We start from the raw sequence: 15,083 nt of genomic DNA, 5'->3' as shown, positions 1-15,083 counted from the left end.
CCACCCTCCTGACCTCTCCGCCCCACCCCCACCCGTGCCCGTGCCCGTGCACAACTTCGGACCTGAGCTCCGACACGCCGTGGCACGGCGCATCCACGCGGCGTGTCGCCAGTGGCGTCCGAAGTTGTGCACGCGCGAAGGTCGCCGGGCGAGGACCGCTGTGGACGGGTAGCCTGGCGGCATGGCTCGTGCGATCGTCTACACAGAACTCGGCTCCCCTGACGTCCTCCAGCTCGTCGACATCCCGGACCCTGTCGCCGGTCCCGGCGAGGTCGTCGTCCGCATCGAAGCGGCCGGCGTCAACCCGCTCGACGCCAAGCGCCGCAGCGGCAAGCGCCCGATGCCGCCGATCACCGAACCCCGCCGGGTCGGGTTCGACGGCGCCGGCACCATTGAGTCCGTCGGCGACGGCGTCACGGGCTTCTCCGTGGGCGACCGCGTCGCCGTCCGCGATGCATCCGGCACGTACGCCACGCACATTGCCATCTCCGCCGACCACCTCTACGCTCTTCCGGATTCCGTGACCGCCGCTGAGGCCGCCGGTCTCGGCATCCCGGTCGGCACCGCCTATCAGTGCCTGCGCTCGCTCGAGGTCGGCGAGGGCGACGTGCTGCTCGTGCACGCCGGATCCGGCGCGGTCGGGCAGGCGGCGATCCAGTTCGCCGTCGCCTGGGGCGCGACCGTCGTCGCCACGGCGAGCCCCGCGCGCCACGAGCAGGTGCGCGACCTGGGCGCGATCCCGGTCGCTTACGGCGAAGGCCTCGCAGACCGCGTGCGCGCAGCCGTGGACGGCGCCGTCACGGTCGCGCTCGACTGCGCGGGCACGGACGAGGCCATTGCGGTCTCCAAGGAGGTCGTGGCCGACCACGATCGCATCGCGACCATCGTTCGCGGTCCGGATGCCGCAGAGCTCGGCATCCGCGCCTTCAGCGGCGGCTCGCCCGTGCCCCTCACCGAGCAGGAGATCGCCTGGCGGGCCGAGGGCATCGCCGTCGCGATCGACCTGATCGCGAGCGGAGACTTCCAGGTCGAGCTGGGCGCCGAGCTGCCTCTCGCGGAAGCGGCCGAGGCGCACCGTCTCATCGAGGCGCACGAGGCGCACGGCAAGATCACCCTCATCCCGTGAGCGCCAGCTCCCCCCGGACGATCTCCGCTCCCGCCGCGAGCGCGACCATCTTGGCACGCGCCACCTGACGCGGCAGGGGCGCCATCCCGCAGTTGGTGCTCGGGTAGAGCTTGTCCGGATCGACGAATCGGAGGACGCCGCGAAGCGTGTCGGCCACGGTCTCGGGAGTCTCGATATCAGCGCCAGCGACGTCGATCGCACCGACCATCACCTTCTTGCCGCGCAGCAACTCGATCAGCTCGATCGGGACGCGCGAGTTCTGGCATTCCAGCGAGACGATGTCGATCGCCGACTCCTGCAGCAGCGGGAAGGACTGCTCGTACTGACGCCATTGGTCTCCGAGCGTCGCCTTCCAGTCGTTGTTCGCCTTGATGCCGTAGCCGAAGCAGATGTGCACGGCGGTCTCGCAGCGGAGCCCCTCTGCGGCCTGTTCGAGCACGGACACACCCCAGTCCTTCACATCGTCGAAGAACACATTGAAGGCGGGTTCATCGAACTGGATGATGTCGACCCCCGCCGCCTCGAGCTCCCTGGCCTCCTCGTTGAGGATCTTCGCGAACTCCGTGGCGAGCTTTTCGCGACTGCCGTAGTGGCGGTCGTACAGCGTGTCGATCATCGTCATCGGTCCGGGCAGCGCCCACTTGATCGGGCGATCGGTCTGCGCACGAAGGGTCTTCGCATCCTCGGCGAAGACCGACCGCTCCCGGCTCACCGCCCCGACCACCGACGGGACGCTCGCGTCGTAGCGGTCGCGGATGCGCACCGTCTCGCGCCGTTCGAAGTCGACCCCGCCGAGGCTCTCGACGAACGTCGTGACGAAGTGCTGGCGGGTCTGCTCCCCGTCGCTGATGATGTCGAGACCCGCAAGAGCCTGCTCTGCGGCTGACAGCGAGAGCGCGTCGCGCTGCCCTTCGACGAGCTCCTCCCCCTGCAGCCGCCAGGGCGCCCAGAGCTTCTCCGGCTCGGCGAGCCAGGCGGGCTTGGGCAGACTGCCGACGATCGAGGTGGGCAGCTGTGCGTTCATGCGTGACTCCCCGCGGCGATCGGCTCCCCGGCCCATCGCTCCAGGACGCTCCGGAACGGCGTGATCAGGTACTCCTCCGTGTACTTCCCCTGCGTGATCCCGAGCCTGCTGCGCTCGGCACGGTCATACGTGATCGCCGTCTCCGTGTACTCGGGGTTGTCCAGCCTCGGCCGGTACACCTCCTGCGCCTGAGCGGTCGCGTTGTAGATCTCAGGACGATAGATCTTCTGGAACGTCTCCATCGTGCTGATGGTGCCGATGAGCGCCAGATCCGAGTAGTCCGCCAGAAGGTCGCCGCGGAAGTAGAACGCCAGCGGCGCGGCCGCACCCGGCGGCATGAAGAAGCGCACCTGCATCCCCATCCTCGCGAAGTACTCGTCGGTGAGGGAGAACTCGCTCTGCTGGTACTCGACTCCGAGAACAGGGTGATCGGTGCCGAGTCGGCGGTAGGTCTTGCTGCTCGAGACGCTGATGCAGATGACGGGCGGCTGACAGAATCGCTCCCGATAGGCATCGGAGTCGAGGAAGCGCTGGAACAGGCCGCCGTGCAGGTCGCCGAAGCCTTCCGGAAGACCGGACTGCGCGGCATCCGCCGTGTGCCGGGGCAGCAGCACGCTGAAGTCGTAGTCGCGGACGTACGAGGAGAAGTTGTTCCCCACGATCCCGTCGATGCGCTCTCCGGTGCGGGTGTCGAGGATCGTCACGTCGAGGATCTCGATCAGCGGGAACTCGACCACGACGCCGTCCGCGTCGAAGTGCAGGTCGGCGGAGACGATCTCGAGCTCGACGCCGTATCGATCGCGGCCCGGGTTGTCGTCGTGCGCCAGCGCGTTGAAGCGCGCGTCGATCATCGACAGGGTGCTGCGGAGGTTCTGCCGGCGGTTCTCGCCCCTGGCCAGGTTTGCGAAGTTGGTGGTGGTCCGCGAGGTGGCCGACGGCGCATACGACTCGTCGAACCGGGTCGTCCGGATGCGGAAGGCGAAGGAGCTGCTCATGGTTCGTCAGCGTACGCACACCGAGCAGCGATAGCTCCATCGAGGGTCGCGATGCCCTGCGATCGGCTTTCCCTATACCCCCGAATGCCGCACTACGACAGGGTTTCGACGCCGTATCCCGACACGACATCGCGCATCTCTGCGACGAAACGTAGCGCCTGCTCGGTGAGCGGGATGCCGGACTGCCCGATCCAACCGACCTCGATGCGCTCGTCGACGTCGAGCGGGACGGCGACGATCGACGGATCGAAGTCGTCGGAGATGATGCCGGTGGAGATCGTGTAGCCGCCCAGACCGATCATGAGGTTGAAGATCGTGGCCCGGTCGCTGACGCGGATGTCCTGCGCCGACGAGCGTGTGGAGAGGATCTCCTCGGCGAAGTAGAACGAGTTGTTCGCCCCCTGGTCGAAGGTGAGCCGGGGCAGACCATCGAGGTCGTCGAGGGTGACGCGCTCGCGGTCGGCGAGCGGGTTCGACCGGGCGATGAAGATGTGCGGGGTGGCGAGGAACAGCGGAGTGAAACCGAGTCCGGAATCCCGGAGCAGTTTGTCGATGACCTTGTGGTTGAAGTCGTTCCGGTACAGGACGCCCAGCTCGCTGCGGAACGTGCGGACGTCTTCGATGATGTCCCAGGTGCGGGTCTCGCGGAGCGCGAACGCGTACTCCGCCGCATCCGCGCCCCTCACCATCCGCACGAACGCCTCGACGACGAACGAATAGTGCTGCGTCGACACGGCGAGCATCCTCCGCGACGGCTGGCCCCCGAAATAGCGCTGCTCGAGAAGGCCGGCCTGCTCGACCACCTGGCGCGCGTAGCCGAGGAACTCGGTGCCGTCCACGGTGAGGCTCACACCGCGTGCCGAACGGATCAGCAGCGTGCAACCGACCCGCTGCTCGAGATCTTTTATGGCGCCGGACATCGTCGGCTGCGACACGTAGAGCAGGTCCGCGGCGGCGCTGATGGATCCTTCGGCTGCGACCTCGACGAAATACCTCAGCTGCTGAAGGGTGATCCCGCTGGTCGCCCCGATCCTCTCGCCCGCCACAGACCCAAGCTATCCCAGTGACGGACAGGTCAGGCGACCTGCTCCTGCCCTGCCTCGTCCCGGCGCCGTGCGCCTTCGCGCAGCAGCGGCACGAGCTCCTCGCCCCAGTCGCGCACGTCGCTCAGCGGATCGAAGCCGCGGATCAGGAACCGCGTGACGCCCAGGTCGTAGTAGCCGGAATCACGCTGCTGCTGATCCAGTCCTCGCCTCTGGACGAGGAGCTCGAACGCATCGCCGAGCAGGTCTTCCCGCTCATCGAGCAGAGAGCACTCGCTACGCTGAGAGGATGACTGGACTGCGCTGGGGAATCCTCGCCACGGGCGGCATCGCCCACGCCTTCGCCTCCGACCTGCGCACCGCAGGACTCGACCTCGTCGCGGTGGGTTCGCGCTCGCAGGCATCGGCCGACGCGTTCGCCGCGGAATTCGGCATCGAGGCTGCGCACGCGTCGTATGAGGCGCTCGTGACCGACCCGGGCGTCGACATCGTGTACGTGTCGACACCGCATCCGATGCATCACGCCACCGCACGCCTGGCACTCGAGAACGGCAAGCACGTGCTCGTGGAGAAGCCGTTCACCCTCAACCGGGCGGAGGCCGCGGACCTGCAGCGGATCGCCGCCGAGCGAGGGCTCCTCGTCATGGAGGCGATGTGGACGCGCTATCTGCCGCACATGGTCCGCATCCGCGAGATCATCGCCGACGGCACCCTGGGCGAGATCCGCGCGGTGACGGCGGATCACACCCAGCTGCTCCCCTCGGACCCGGCACACCGGCTGAACGCCCTCGAACTGGGAGGCGGAGCTCTGCTCGACCTCGGCATCTACCCCGTCTCGTTCGTCTGGGACGTCCTGGGAGCGCCGAAGAGCATCACGGCATCCGGACGCCTCGGCGAGACCGGAGCCGACACCGAGGTCGCCACGATCATGACGCATGCCGGCGGCGCTCTCTCCACGACTCTGTCGTCGTCGCGTGCCGCAGGCGCCACCTCGGCGTCGATCGTCGGCACCAAGGCGCGGATCGAGATCGACCGCGTCTGGTACGCGCCGACCACGTTCCGCGTCATCGCGCCGGACGGCGAGGTGCGCGAGAGCTACGCGTCCGAGGTCGACGGGCGCGGCATGCAGTTCCAGGCTCTCGCCGCCGAGCGACTCGTGCGAGACGGCATCCTGGAGGGCGATGTCTTGCCCATCGCCGAGAGCGTGGCCATCATGGGAACGCTGGATGAAATCCGGGCGCAGATCGGCGTCCGGTACCCGAGCGAGGAGCGCACCGATGGCTGACCCCCAGGACCCGCGCGTCGCGGTCTACCTCGACTTCGACAACATCGTCATCTCGTGGTTCGACCGGGTGCACGGCCGGAACGCGTACAGCAAGGATCGCCAGCGCATCGCCGAGAACCCGAACGACCCCGAGGTCGAAGGGCGCCTGAAGGACGCGATGATCGAGGTCGGCGCCATCATCGACTACGCGGCATCCTTCGGCACTCTCGTGCTGACCCGCGCGTACGCGGACTGGTCATCGCCGGTGAACGCCGAGTACCGCTCGCAGCTCGTCGCGCGCGCCGTCGACCTGGTGCAGCTCTTCCCCGCCGCCGCCTACGCGAAGAACGGTGCAGACATCCGACTGGCGGTGGATGCCGTGGAGGACATGTTCCGCCTCTCCGACCTCACCCATGTCGTGCTCGTCGCGGGCGACAGCGACTACGTCCCGCTCGCGCAGCGCTGCAAGCGGCTCGGGCGCTACGTGATCGGCGTGGGCGTGGCAGGTTCCACGGCGAAGTCGCTCGCGGCGGCCTGCGACGAGTTCGAGTCCTACGACTCGCTGCCAGGAGTGTCGCGACCGGCGCAGAAGAAGGCCGCACCGGTCCCTGCTGAAGCCGAGGACGAGACGCCGGCCAAGACCAGAGCCACAAGCCGGAGCAGGGCCAAGAAGAAGCCGGTCGAGCAGGATGCCGAGACAACGCAGCTCAGCGACCAGGACGAGGCGACCGCGCTGCTGCAGCGCGCCCTGCGCCTGGGTCACGACAAGGCCGATGCCGACGAGTGGCTGCACAGCTCGGCCGTGAAGACGCACATGCGCCGCATGGATCCGTCGTTCAGTGAGAAGGGGCTCGGGTACCGGTCGTTCTCGGACTTCCTGAAGTCCCGCGAGCAGATCGCGGAGCTCGAGGAGACCGGTCACGAACGGCTGGTCAGGCTCCGCGACCGCTGATCCTGCGGTGGATGTCGCGCAGCGCCGGTTCGAGCTCGGGGTGCGTGAAGCGGTAGCCGGCGTCGAGCAGCACCTGCGGCGCGACCCACCTGCTCTTGAGAACGAGCTCTGGTTCGGTGCGCAGCACCCACATGGCGGGCTCCAGCATGAACCGCCACGCCGGGATGCCCAGCGGCATCCGCACGATGCGGCGCAGCGTCGCCATCAGTGACCGGTTGTCGCTCTGCGTCGGCGCCGACAGGTTGACGGGCCCCGCGATCGTCGGGGTGTCCCGGAGGAAGCGGATCGCGCCGACGAGGTCGTCGATGTGGATCCAGCTGAACTTCTGCCGCCCCTTCGAGCGCACCCACAGCGGTCTGCGCCGCTCGGTGGGATGCGGTCCGATGCCGCGGTAGCGGTTGTGGGGGAACCACCAGCCGTCGATCTGCGGCCCGCCGAGCCCGAGCCGGGCGAGGCGGAACAGCATGGTCGTCGCCGGCCCATCGCCGAGGACGATCGTGATGCGCATCGCGACGCGGCGCGTCTTCGGGAGCTCGAGGCGGAACAGCTCCTCCTCCCAGGCCAGAGCGACGTCGGGAGAGAACCCCGTGTCGAAGTCGGTGTCGGCCTCGGTCTGCGCCCGGTCGAGCGCGTAGCGATACACGGTCGCGCTGCTCGAGTTCAGCCACACGGCGGGCGGATGCTCCGAGCGGGCGATCGCCTCGCCGAGCATCCGGGTCGTGTCGATGCGCGATCGCAGGATCTCGTCGCGATTGACGTCGTCGTATCGGCAGTCGACGATCCGCCCCGCGAGCCCGATGACGAGGTCGGCGCCGTCGACGACGCGCAGAACGGATGCCGGGTCGTCCCAGGTCGCATCAGGACCCGACCGGCCGATCACACGGACCTCGTACCCGTCCGCTTCGAGGGCACTCGCGAGCGCCCTGCCGAGGAAGCCCGATCCGCCGCCCAGGACGGCGCGCTTCGGCTTGCTCAGGATGCGTCGCCCTCGTCGTGCCGCCGCTTGGCGATCTCCTCGCGGAGGCGCCATTCCTCGATCTCGCGGTCGAGATCGGCGATCTGCTGCTCGGTGGTGCGGGTGTCTGCGGCCGGCGGCGCGTACTGCGGGGCAGGCGGCGCCTGGGTGCGCGCGTCGCGGCGCGGCATCCGGGGCAGCGAGACTCCGCCTTCGCCGTACTCGCGACCGATCAGGAACCACAGGATGCTCCCGATCATCGGCAGCAGCACGACGAGGAGGATCCAGACCAGCTTCGGCAGGTGCTTCACCTGCGACTCGTCACGCGTGATGATGTCGATCAGTGCGACGATCAGCACGGCGATGATGAGGAGCGAGACGAACGGCATGCCCTCAGCGTAGACGACGGCTGATTGAATGAGCAGGTGCCGTTTCTGACTTCCCCCTCGCCCGTCGTCCTCACCGGTGCTCTCGTCGAGCTGCGCCCGCTGGACCGCTCGCACGCCGATGGCCTCAGGGATGCCGTGAGCGAGGGCGACCTGTGGCAGACGGCCTGGTACACCTCGGTGCCCGCCCCGGACGGCGTCGCGGATGAGATCGAGCGACGCCTCAGACTGAGCGATGCCGGCGAAATGGTGCCGTTCACGGCGTTCGACGCCGCGGGGCGTGTGATCGGGATGACGTCGTACTACGACCTCGACGCATCCGTGCCCCGGCTCCACATCGGGTACACCTGGAATCGTCCGTCGGCCCACGGCACCGGGACGAACGCCGAGTCGAAGCTGCTGCTCATGCAGCACGCGTTCGAGACGCTCGGCGTGTACCGGGTGGGCTTGACGACGCAGTGGGTGAACTTCCAGTCGCGCGCGGCGATCGAGCGACTCGGCGCCAAGCAGGACGGAGTCATGCGGGCGATCTCGCGGTACCGGAACGGCGCCCTGCGCGACAGCGTCGAGTACTCCGTCATCGAGCCGGAGTGGCCCGCGGTCAGGGCGAACCTCGAAGCGCGGCTCGCGAAGCGCCGCTCGAGGTGACGCTGCGCGTGCGGGGACGCGTGCTCAGGGCAGCAGATGCCCTGCGGCCCGGAACAGCTCGTACCACTCCGCGCGGGTGAGGACGATGTCGGCACCGGCCGCGGCATCCGCGACGCGCTGCGGGGTGGTGGTGCCGAGCACGACCTGCATGTTCGCCGGATGACGTGTGATCCACGCTGTCGCGATGCCGATCGGCGTCACGCCGTACTGGGCGGCCAGCCGATCGATGACCGCGTTGAGGTCCGGGTAGTCGGGGTTGCCGAGGAAGACGCCGCTGAAGAAACCGGCCTGGAACGGCGACCACGCCTGCAGGGTGATGCCGTTGATGCGGCAGTACTCGACGATGCCTCCGCCGTCGCGGACGATGCTCTGCTCTTCGCCGAGCATGTTCATCGCGATCGGCTGCGTGATGATCGGAGCGTGCGTGATCGACAGCTGCACCTGGTTGGCGATGAGCGGCTGCTCGACCGCAGTGCGGAGCAGGTCGATCTGACGCGGGGTGTGGTTCGAGACGCCGAACGCGCGCACCTTGCCCGACGATTCGAGCGCGTCGAATGCACGTGCGACCTCATCGGGTTCGACGAGCGCGTCCGGCCGGTGCAGCAGGAGCACGTCGAGGTAGTCGGTGCCGAGGGCCCGCAGAGACCCCTCGACCTGCGCGACGATGTGCTCGTAGGAGAAGTCGAACATCCCCTCGGCCGGAACGATCCCGCACTTGGTCTGCAGCGTGATCTCGGCGCGCTCGGACGGACTCAGCGTCAGCGCATCGCCGAACCGCTGCTCGCAGGCGTGCATGGCTCCGCCATAGATGTCGGCGTGATCGAAGAAGTCGATCCCGGCGTCACGTGCGGTGCGGTACAGCTCGCTGATCTGCACGTCATCCTTGTCGGAGATGCGCATCATCCCCGCGATGACCGCAGGTGCCGTCGTGGATCCGAAGGGAACGGACTTCATCAGTTGGCGGCCGGGCCGCCGTCCCAGTTGTTCGAGCGGCGGGTGGCACCGCTCTTGCCCTCGCGCATCATCCACGCCATCGACAGGCAGACCAGGGCGAGGCCGGCGCAGAACGTGAGCGCCTGGAAGTCCATCGGCACGCCGTGCGAGATGCCCATCACCCAGATCCCGCCGACGAACATGACCAAGAAGATGATGAAGCTGAGAATCACGGCTGCCTCCTGTTGTGAATGCTCACTCCAGGATAGTCGGCGGACCGGCCGTCCTGTTCACGAGAGCTGGTCGAGCACGAGCTCCCCGCGGGCACTGAGGTTCTCCATCATCGCTTCGACGCGCTTCGAATCGATCATCGGCATCGTCGAGCCGTCGAAGGAGAGGATCAACGGGATGCTCGGATTCATCCAGATCGTCATCCGCCCTCCATCGCCTTCTCCTTCGGGCAGCCAGGTCATCATAAAGCTCTCGTGGCGACGGAGCTTCGTCCCGATGACGATCTTCAGGTGGGCGAGAGTGTCGTCGTCGACCTTGATCGGCGGGCGGGAGCTGTTGTATTCGAGGGTTCCCATGGTGTGCAGACTACTCGGCGGACTGCTCTTCAGCAGTCCCGGTTCTCGTCGCGACCCGCGAAACGGGTCGGCGCGTGACCGGGTGGATCGGCGCCGGGGAGGCCTCCGCTAACCGGCAGCAGGCGTCGGCCTTCTCCCGGCGGTCCTGCGGCTGTATGCCGCCGCCGCCCGAGCGCGTGTGCCGCACCCGGGTGAGCACCAATGCCGGCGGGGTCGGTCCTGGAGGAAGAAGAGCGGGCAGTTGGGGCCGGTGCACGCGCGCAACTGCGCGGCGCGGACGCCGGAGAACAGTTCGGTCGCGTCGGATGCGATCGCCGCCAGTGCGATATCGGTCGACGGGCCAGTCGCGTGCATCCGCCGCACCCATTCACCGGCATCGTTCTGGACCAGTTGTGGCGCTGCGGGGACGCGTCGCGAGAAATCGTTGAGCGTCTCGGCGTGAACCGCATCGAGCCGCCCGGCGCTCGCCACCTGGGCGGCCGCGGTGCGGATCGCATCGCGGAGCGCATGGAACCTCGCCACTGCGCCGTCGTTCACAGTATCCTCGTCGACCTCCCCGCCGTCGGCCGCGGGCGGCCGCACGTCACGCAACCAGCATGCTCGCGAACCTCTGCGTCGAGTCGTACCTGAGAGACCTGATCGAGAACGGCTTCGAGGTCATCGTGGTCTCCGACGCGGTCGGCGCCCCCAACCGCCCGGAGCTCGGTGACGACCTCGCTGCCACCACGACCAACTTCGGTTTCATCGCCAACGACGTCATCACCACCGCCGAGGCGGTGCGACGCCTGCCCGAGTAGAGCACAAGGGAGGCCCGGATCCGCAGAATCCTGCGAATCCGGGCCTCTCACCGGCCGCCTGCGGGCCGGGATATCAGAAGTCCCAGTTTTTGCCCGTTGGTCAAAGTGGCGCAGAATCCTGCGGAAGTCGCGACGCCGTTGCCCACCCTTGCCATCTGCGTGCCACTCACGGTGAGTTAGCTTCGCCGCTCTGGCCGGTGTTGCCCGGATCCCCGCCTCGTCCGGGCAACGCACCCGGCACCGACTCTCCCGCGGCGGCAACCGGCACGCGAACTCGGCCCTGCACCGGATCGTTCTGCTGCGCATGCGACACCGTGAGCCTCGCACGATGGCCTACTTCGAACGGCGCCGCGCCGAGCAACTCACCGACCGCGACATCATGCGCTGCCTCAAACGACACGTCGCGAACGAGGTTTACGCAGCCCTGCTCAACCCCGCCACCGACCATCCAGTCGGGCGCGAGCTCCGAGCCCGCCGACAAGCGATCGGCATCCCGATCAGCGTCCTCGCCACCACACTCGGCGTCCCCTACCAGCGGCTACGACGACTCGAGATCGGGACCCGCGCTGACCCAGAACTCGAGGCCCGAGCGGCCACCGTCCTAGAGCAGATCAGCCCGACACTGACCGCTTGACAACAATAGGAGCATCCACTACCGGGGACTTGACCGCGTCTTGCGAAAGTACGCTCGCGGGAGAAGATCGGTGGCTAGCTCTGGTCGTTTGCGGATGCAGCGTGGAGCCGCATCCGCAAACGAGAATCGGATGCGCTGACGGTGACCCTGCGAGTCTCGTAGCTCTTATTCGGTCAAGCCGCTAAGCGCGAACCGCGGGATCGTTGACACGTCGACAGCGTTGTTGTTCGTGAGGTCGAAGTACGGGTATCGTCCGACGGTAACTCGAATCTCCTTCTGCGGCGTCCCGGGTCGCCCCCAGAGCACGGTGAGCTCTGTGCCTTCAGCGGCGTAGCGCTTGTCGATGAAGCCGATCGAGATCATACGGCGGTAGTAGACGCTGTTGATGCGTCCGGTCGATGTGCCGATCCGCTCACCGTCGGCGAGCACCCAGTCGGCGTGGTATCCGAAGCCGATCTGCCCGCCGAGATTGAAGTAGATGTCGTACGGGCGGTCGTCGATCCGGTCGTAAGGCTCCACTTCGTGGCCGCGGTATTTTGATGCGACGACGTCGGCGATGTCTTCTTCGTTCCACACGAGAGTGACGGTCGCCCAGTGGTCGGCCTCGGCCTCACGTTGCAGAGCTTCCTTGCCGATGAAGTCGTGAGAGAAATCGACCATCTTGCCCCAGCCGACCTGGAACGGGGTGACGAAGCGAGCCTCAGCATCCGGCCCGACGCTGCCGAAGAAGTGACGGTACTTGTTGTAGAAGTTCTGCATCGGCTGCGTGTCGAAGTACGCGGCCATGTCGGCCTCTTCGTACCAGGGCAGCGGGTAGTGGAGGTTGATGTTCGGGAAGCCCGCTTCGGTGTGCTGCATGAGGTAGGCAGTCTGCCCCTGCTTGACAAGACCGAACGGCTGACCGGCTTCCCAGATGGCACGGTAGACCGCCTCGGTGTCCGACATCGCTCCGTGCACTTCGTAGGCGAGCGTTCCGGCCATCCCAAGACGCAAGACGCGCACCGGAATGCCTGCGATGTTGGACATCCGGTGGCGACCGAAGGCGATGTCGTGGAGATCCTCCTGCGCCGCGGCCTCGAGCACCTCGAGCGAGCGGGGACCAGCGATCTGGAAGAAGAATTCGTTGAATGACTGGTCGGTCCCGGTGACGTCCATGCCCGAGTTGATGAGGCGGTAGTCGAGCGTGGGAGCGAGCCAGTAGGTGCGATACACACCGTCCTCGATGTGCGCAATCACACCGTCGGTGAGGATCTGCCCTTTGTCGTTGCAGAGCACCGCGTGGCGGATCTGGCCGACGTGGAAGTTCTTGAAGGAGTTGATGCACACCGAGCGGAGGAAGGCTAGGGCGTCTGGCCCGGAAACATCGTAGATCGGCGACATGCCGTTCAAGGCGGTGCCGAGATACGCGGTCTGCTTGGATGCAAGGATCTCGGGTTCGTATCCCAGGAACTCCAGGGGAATGCCACCGAGTCCTGGGGCAAGGGTAAAGGCTCCCTCGCTGATTGCTTCTTGAGCGGTCACTTCATCGTCCGTTCTCTTCAGGTGGGCGTCGGTGCCCACGGGTCGGGTGTTGTGGTTGTGGTCAGTCGACGGCGTAGCCAACACCGGCGACGGCTCCGCCGTCGACCGGAAGGACACTGCCGGTGGTGTAGGTGGCACGCGTGACGAGGTACAGCATCATGTCTGCGACCTCTTCGGGGCGTCCGTAGCGCCGAATAGGCATCGCGCTAGTGATCGCAGCCTCGTCGCCTCCCTTCATCATCGGGGTGTCGGTGTAGCCGGGTTGCAACGCATTGACGCGGATTCCGTATTGCCCGAGCTCAAGCGCCGCAATCTGCGTGAGTCCAACGATCGCCATCTTGGATGCGACGTACGGAGCGAGTTGACTCGGAGGGATGACCGCGGTGATGGAAGCGGTATTGACGATCGATCCCCCGCCCGACTCCCGCATGGCCGGGATCACCGCTTGGATACCGTTGAAGTGACCCGTGAGGTTGATCTGGAGCACACGGTCCCACGTCTCAGCGGGCATCTTCTCGATGGGTGTGGGTTGATTGATGCCGGCGTTGTTCACAAGGATGTCGAGGGTTCCAGTTCCCGCACCCAGCGCGATGCCTACACATTCCGCCCACTGCTCACGATCAGTCACATCCAGCTCGGCGAAGCGTGCACGGTCGCCCAGTTCACGGGCGAGCGCCTCCCCCTCCTCACGCAGCACGTCACCGATGATGACTGTTGCGCCTGCGGCGGCCAGAGCACGGCAGTGGGCCTCTCCAATTCCGCGCGCTCCACCGGAAACGATTGCTGTCTTGCCTGCAAGGTCTTCGCTGGTCATGCGGCTCTTGCTTCCCTTCGTCCATTGATTGAGCACGACGGGCGGAACATCGTCGTCCCGGCGGCTGGGCGGCTCCGATCAGTGCCGTAAGATTTAGTCTCAATGTTTGTTCGTCGACGCAGTAGCGTGACCTCACCTGTTTCTGCGCGCACCCACGTCCCGCACTTGCGGTGAAACATCATCCCTCTGGGTTCTCGATGCGCATGTCGATAACCGCGGTGATTAGCTCGCGGTTTACCGCGGCTTGCATCGCGTCGCCAGCCTGCGACAGCGGGAACACCTGCGAGATCATCACGTCAACATCCAGGACGCCGGCTTCGATGGATTCGGCGATGCGCTGGATGTCGCGGTCGAGAAAGCCTCCTCCGGACTGCGACCCCTTGATGCTTCGGCCAAACATCGAGACCGCATTGGTGGGCAGGTTCGATTCGGCGGAGTCGAGCGGAGCAACCATGCTTGTGATGACGACTGTGCCACCCTTGCGCGATGCCTCAAAAGCCTGCTCCACACAGCCCGGCTCACCGGTCGCCTCAAGAGCCAGGTCGGTACCGCGCCCAGATGTGTGCCTGCTGATCGTCACGCTGGCGTCTTCGGGGGACGCCACGGCCGTAGCCCCGATACGCAAGGCGAACTCCCGGCGCTCAGGCAGCGGGTCGATCGCGATGATCGCTCCTGCTCCCGCGGCTTTCGCTGCCTGGATCATCCAAAGACCGAGGTGTCCGCAGCCGATCACGGCGACGCTGTCGCCCGGCCGCACACCGCCGACCTCCCAGACCGCGCCAACACCGGAGAGTCCCCCGCAACCGAGGAGAGCAAGCTGCGATGCATCAAGGGAGCTGTCGACCACCGCATAGCAGTGCTCGCGGTAGATCATGTACTCGCTGAATGTTCCAGCGCCGCCGAATCCGGCGACAGTGGCAGCAGATGCGGTCCGCCCGACGACCGGGGGGTTGGCAACTTCGATCCACAGCCGCTCACACTGTGACGGACTACCGTGAGTGCACGCGTAGCACTTCCCGCATTCCATCGTGCCGGCGACGACGATTCGATCGCCGACCTTCGTCTTCGTGACGTCGGGGCCGACTTCTACGACAATCCCGCACGCGCTGTGCCCCGGGACGAAGCGCTGATCATGGCCGGCAGGGTTGTCCATGAAGAGCTGGTCCGTGCGACACACGGCGCTTGCCTCGATCCGCACCCGCACCTCCCCTCTCCCAGGGGAGGCCAGGACGATCTCATCGATCTCGATCGGCGCGCCGTTTCCACGCGCAAGAGCAGCTCTCATATTGACACCTTCGTCCTCAAATCTCAGTGCTCGCACTTCGCCGCCAATCGGCAGACGATCGGTTGTCGTGCGAACTCCATCGTCTCGTCTGGGGTAGGGCGTAGGCGAGCAGAAATGAC

The 15,083-nt window shown here is 66.6% G+C and carries 19 protein-coding genes and 1 pseudogene; 8 read left to right on the top strand and 12 right to left on the bottom strand.

Annotated elements, in window-relative coordinates; all coding sequences use genetic code 11:
* The first annotated feature begins 181 nt into the window (after window positions 1-181).
* The gene (locus KEC56_RS13960) at window positions 182-1,126 is read left to right on the top strand and encodes a quinone oxidoreductase family protein (RefSeq protein ID WP_264675285.1); all 945 of its coding nucleotides are present in this window, start codon (window positions 182-184) and stop codon (window positions 1,124-1,126) included.
* On the opposite strand, the gene KEC56_RS11285 is transcribed toward KEC56_RS13960, so the two are convergent.
* The 3 genes from KEC56_RS11285 to KEC56_RS11275 all read right to left on the bottom strand — a co-directional run bounded on the left by KEC56_RS11285 (window position 1,116) and on the right by KEC56_RS11275 (window position 4,191).
* The gene (locus tag KEC56_RS11285; RefSeq protein ID WP_227531029.1) at window positions 1,116-2,150 is read right to left on the bottom strand and encodes a methionine synthase; all 1,035 of its coding nucleotides are present in this window, start codon (window positions 2,148-2,150) and stop codon (window positions 1,116-1,118) included. The genes KEC56_RS13960 and KEC56_RS11285 overlap by 11 nt on opposite strands.
* Window positions 2,147-3,145, bottom strand: a complete 999-nt coding sequence (locus KEC56_RS11280) for a putative oxygenase MesX (protein ID WP_227531028.1) — start codon at window positions 3,143-3,145, stop codon at window positions 2,147-2,149. The genes KEC56_RS11285 and KEC56_RS11280 overlap by 4 nt, the downstream gene beginning before the upstream one ends.
* A 92-nt stretch (window positions 3,146-3,237) precedes the next feature.
* On the bottom strand, window positions 3,238-4,191 hold the full coding sequence (locus tag KEC56_RS11275; RefSeq protein ID WP_227531027.1) for a LysR family transcriptional regulator: 954 nt from the start codon (window positions 4,189-4,191) through the stop codon (window positions 3,238-3,240).
* A gap of 17 nt (window positions 4,192-4,208) precedes the next feature.
* Here KEC56_RS11275 and KEC56_RS14125 point away from each other — a divergent pair, with 17 nt between their 5' ends.
* The 3 genes from KEC56_RS14125 to KEC56_RS11260 are packed head-to-tail and all read left to right on the top strand — an operon-like array spanning window position 4,209 to window position 6,404.
* Complete coding sequence (locus tag KEC56_RS14125) at window positions 4,209-4,481, top strand: hypothetical protein (RefSeq protein WP_217702930.1); 273 nt, start codon at window positions 4,209-4,211, stop codon at window positions 4,479-4,481.
* Window positions 4,478-5,473 (top strand): Gfo/Idh/MocA family protein, encoded by a 996-nt coding sequence (locus KEC56_RS11265; protein ID WP_227531026.1) that lies wholly within the window; start codon window positions 4,478-4,480, stop codon window positions 5,471-5,473. Before KEC56_RS14125 ends, KEC56_RS11265 begins: the two co-directional genes overlap by 4 nt.
* Window positions 5,466-6,404 carry an NYN domain-containing protein gene (locus tag KEC56_RS11260; RefSeq protein WP_227531025.1) on the top strand — a complete coding sequence of 313 codons (939 nt, stop codon included), beginning with the start codon at window positions 5,466-5,468 and terminating at the stop codon, window positions 6,402-6,404. The genes KEC56_RS11265 and KEC56_RS11260 overlap by 8 nt, the downstream gene beginning before the upstream one ends.
* On the opposite strand, the gene KEC56_RS11255 is transcribed toward KEC56_RS11260, so the two are convergent.
* Both KEC56_RS11255 and KEC56_RS11250 read right to left on the bottom strand, forming a co-directional pair.
* On the bottom strand, window positions 6,385-7,434 hold the full coding sequence (locus KEC56_RS11255; RefSeq protein ID WP_227531024.1) for an epimerase: 1,050 nt from the start codon (window positions 7,432-7,434) through the stop codon (window positions 6,385-6,387). The genes KEC56_RS11260 and KEC56_RS11255 overlap by 20 nt on opposite strands.
* Window positions 7,377-7,748: a PLDc N-terminal domain-containing protein gene (locus tag KEC56_RS11250; RefSeq protein ID WP_175985486.1), complete on the bottom strand. Its 372-nt coding sequence runs from the start codon at window positions 7,746-7,748 to the stop codon at window positions 7,377-7,379. The genes KEC56_RS11255 and KEC56_RS11250 overlap by 58 nt, the downstream gene beginning before the upstream one ends.
* A 36-nt stretch (window positions 7,749-7,784) precedes the next feature.
* Between KEC56_RS11250 and KEC56_RS11245 the strand changes: the two genes are divergently transcribed.
* On the top strand, window positions 7,785-8,393 hold the full coding sequence (locus tag KEC56_RS11245) for a GNAT family N-acetyltransferase (protein ID WP_227531023.1): 609 nt from the start codon (window positions 7,785-7,787) through the stop codon (window positions 8,391-8,393).
* Window positions 8,394-8,417: 24 nt separating this feature from the next.
* Here the strand turns inward: KEC56_RS11245 and KEC56_RS11240 are convergent, their stop codons facing one another.
* From KEC56_RS11240 to KEC56_RS11225, 4 genes are all read right to left on the bottom strand, one after another.
* Window positions 8,418-9,347, bottom strand: coding sequence for an aldo/keto reductase (locus KEC56_RS11240; RefSeq protein WP_227531022.1), 930 nt, complete (start codon window positions 9,345-9,347; stop codon window positions 8,418-8,420).
* Window positions 9,347-9,559: a hypothetical protein gene (locus KEC56_RS11235; protein WP_175985483.1), complete on the bottom strand. Its 213-nt coding sequence runs from the start codon at window positions 9,557-9,559 to the stop codon at window positions 9,347-9,349. The genes KEC56_RS11240 and KEC56_RS11235 overlap by 1 nt, the downstream gene beginning before the upstream one ends.
* A 57-nt stretch (window positions 9,560-9,616) precedes the next feature.
* Window positions 9,617-9,913: a DUF7882 family protein gene (locus KEC56_RS11230; protein ID WP_175985482.1), complete on the bottom strand. Its 297-nt coding sequence runs from the start codon at window positions 9,911-9,913 to the stop codon at window positions 9,617-9,619.
* Between the two features lie 108 nt (window positions 9,914-10,021).
* Complete coding sequence (locus KEC56_RS11225; protein ID WP_227531096.1) at window positions 10,022-10,495, bottom strand: ABATE domain-containing protein; 474 nt, start codon at window positions 10,493-10,495, stop codon at window positions 10,022-10,024.
* A 14-nt stretch (window positions 10,496-10,509) separates the two neighbouring features.
* Here KEC56_RS11225 and KEC56_RS11220 point away from each other — a divergent pair, with 14 nt between their 5' ends.
* The 3 genes and pseudogenes from KEC56_RS11220 (at window position 10,510) to KEC56_RS11215 (ending at window position 11,344) form a co-directional block, all read left to right on the top strand.
* On the top strand, window positions 10,510-10,710 hold the full coding sequence (locus tag KEC56_RS11220) for an isochorismatase family protein (protein WP_227531021.1): 201 nt from the start codon (window positions 10,510-10,512) through the stop codon (window positions 10,708-10,710).
* A 190-nt stretch (window positions 10,711-10,900) separates the two neighbouring features.
* Window positions 10,901-11,038: pseudogene (locus KEC56_RS13950) on the top strand (transposase); the annotation flags it as partial.
* On the top strand, window positions 11,039-11,344 hold the full coding sequence (locus KEC56_RS11215; RefSeq protein ID WP_264675283.1) for a hypothetical protein: 306 nt from the start codon (window positions 11,039-11,041) through the stop codon (window positions 11,342-11,344).
* Window positions 11,345-11,509: 165 nt separating this feature from the next.
* Here KEC56_RS11215 and KEC56_RS11210 read toward each other — a convergent pair whose 3' ends face one another.
* From KEC56_RS11210 to KEC56_RS11200, 3 genes are all read right to left on the bottom strand, one after another.
* Window positions 11,510-12,865: a hypothetical protein gene (locus KEC56_RS11210; RefSeq protein ID WP_227531020.1), complete on the bottom strand. Its 1,356-nt coding sequence runs from the start codon at window positions 12,863-12,865 to the stop codon at window positions 11,510-11,512.
* A gap of 61 nt (window positions 12,866-12,926) precedes the next feature.
* Window positions 12,927-13,679 carry an SDR family NAD(P)-dependent oxidoreductase gene (locus KEC56_RS11205; RefSeq protein ID WP_227531019.1) on the bottom strand — a complete coding sequence of 251 codons (753 nt, stop codon included), beginning with the start codon at window positions 13,677-13,679 and terminating at the stop codon, window positions 12,927-12,929.
* 178 nt (window positions 13,680-13,857) lie between these two features.
* Window positions 13,858-14,964 carry a zinc-binding dehydrogenase gene (locus KEC56_RS11200; protein WP_227531018.1) on the bottom strand — a complete coding sequence of 369 codons (1,107 nt, stop codon included), beginning with the start codon at window positions 14,962-14,964 and terminating at the stop codon, window positions 13,858-13,860.
* Window positions 14,965-15,083 lie beyond the last annotated feature (119 nt).

This window comes from Microbacterium tenebrionis (assembly GCF_020682665.1).
Taxonomy (GTDB): Bacteria; Actinomycetota; Actinomycetes; order Actinomycetales; family Microbacteriaceae; genus Microbacterium; species Microbacterium tenebrionis.
Note: the sequence above shows the minus strand (reverse complement) of the source record. Positions and strands in the feature narration are given on the sequence as shown.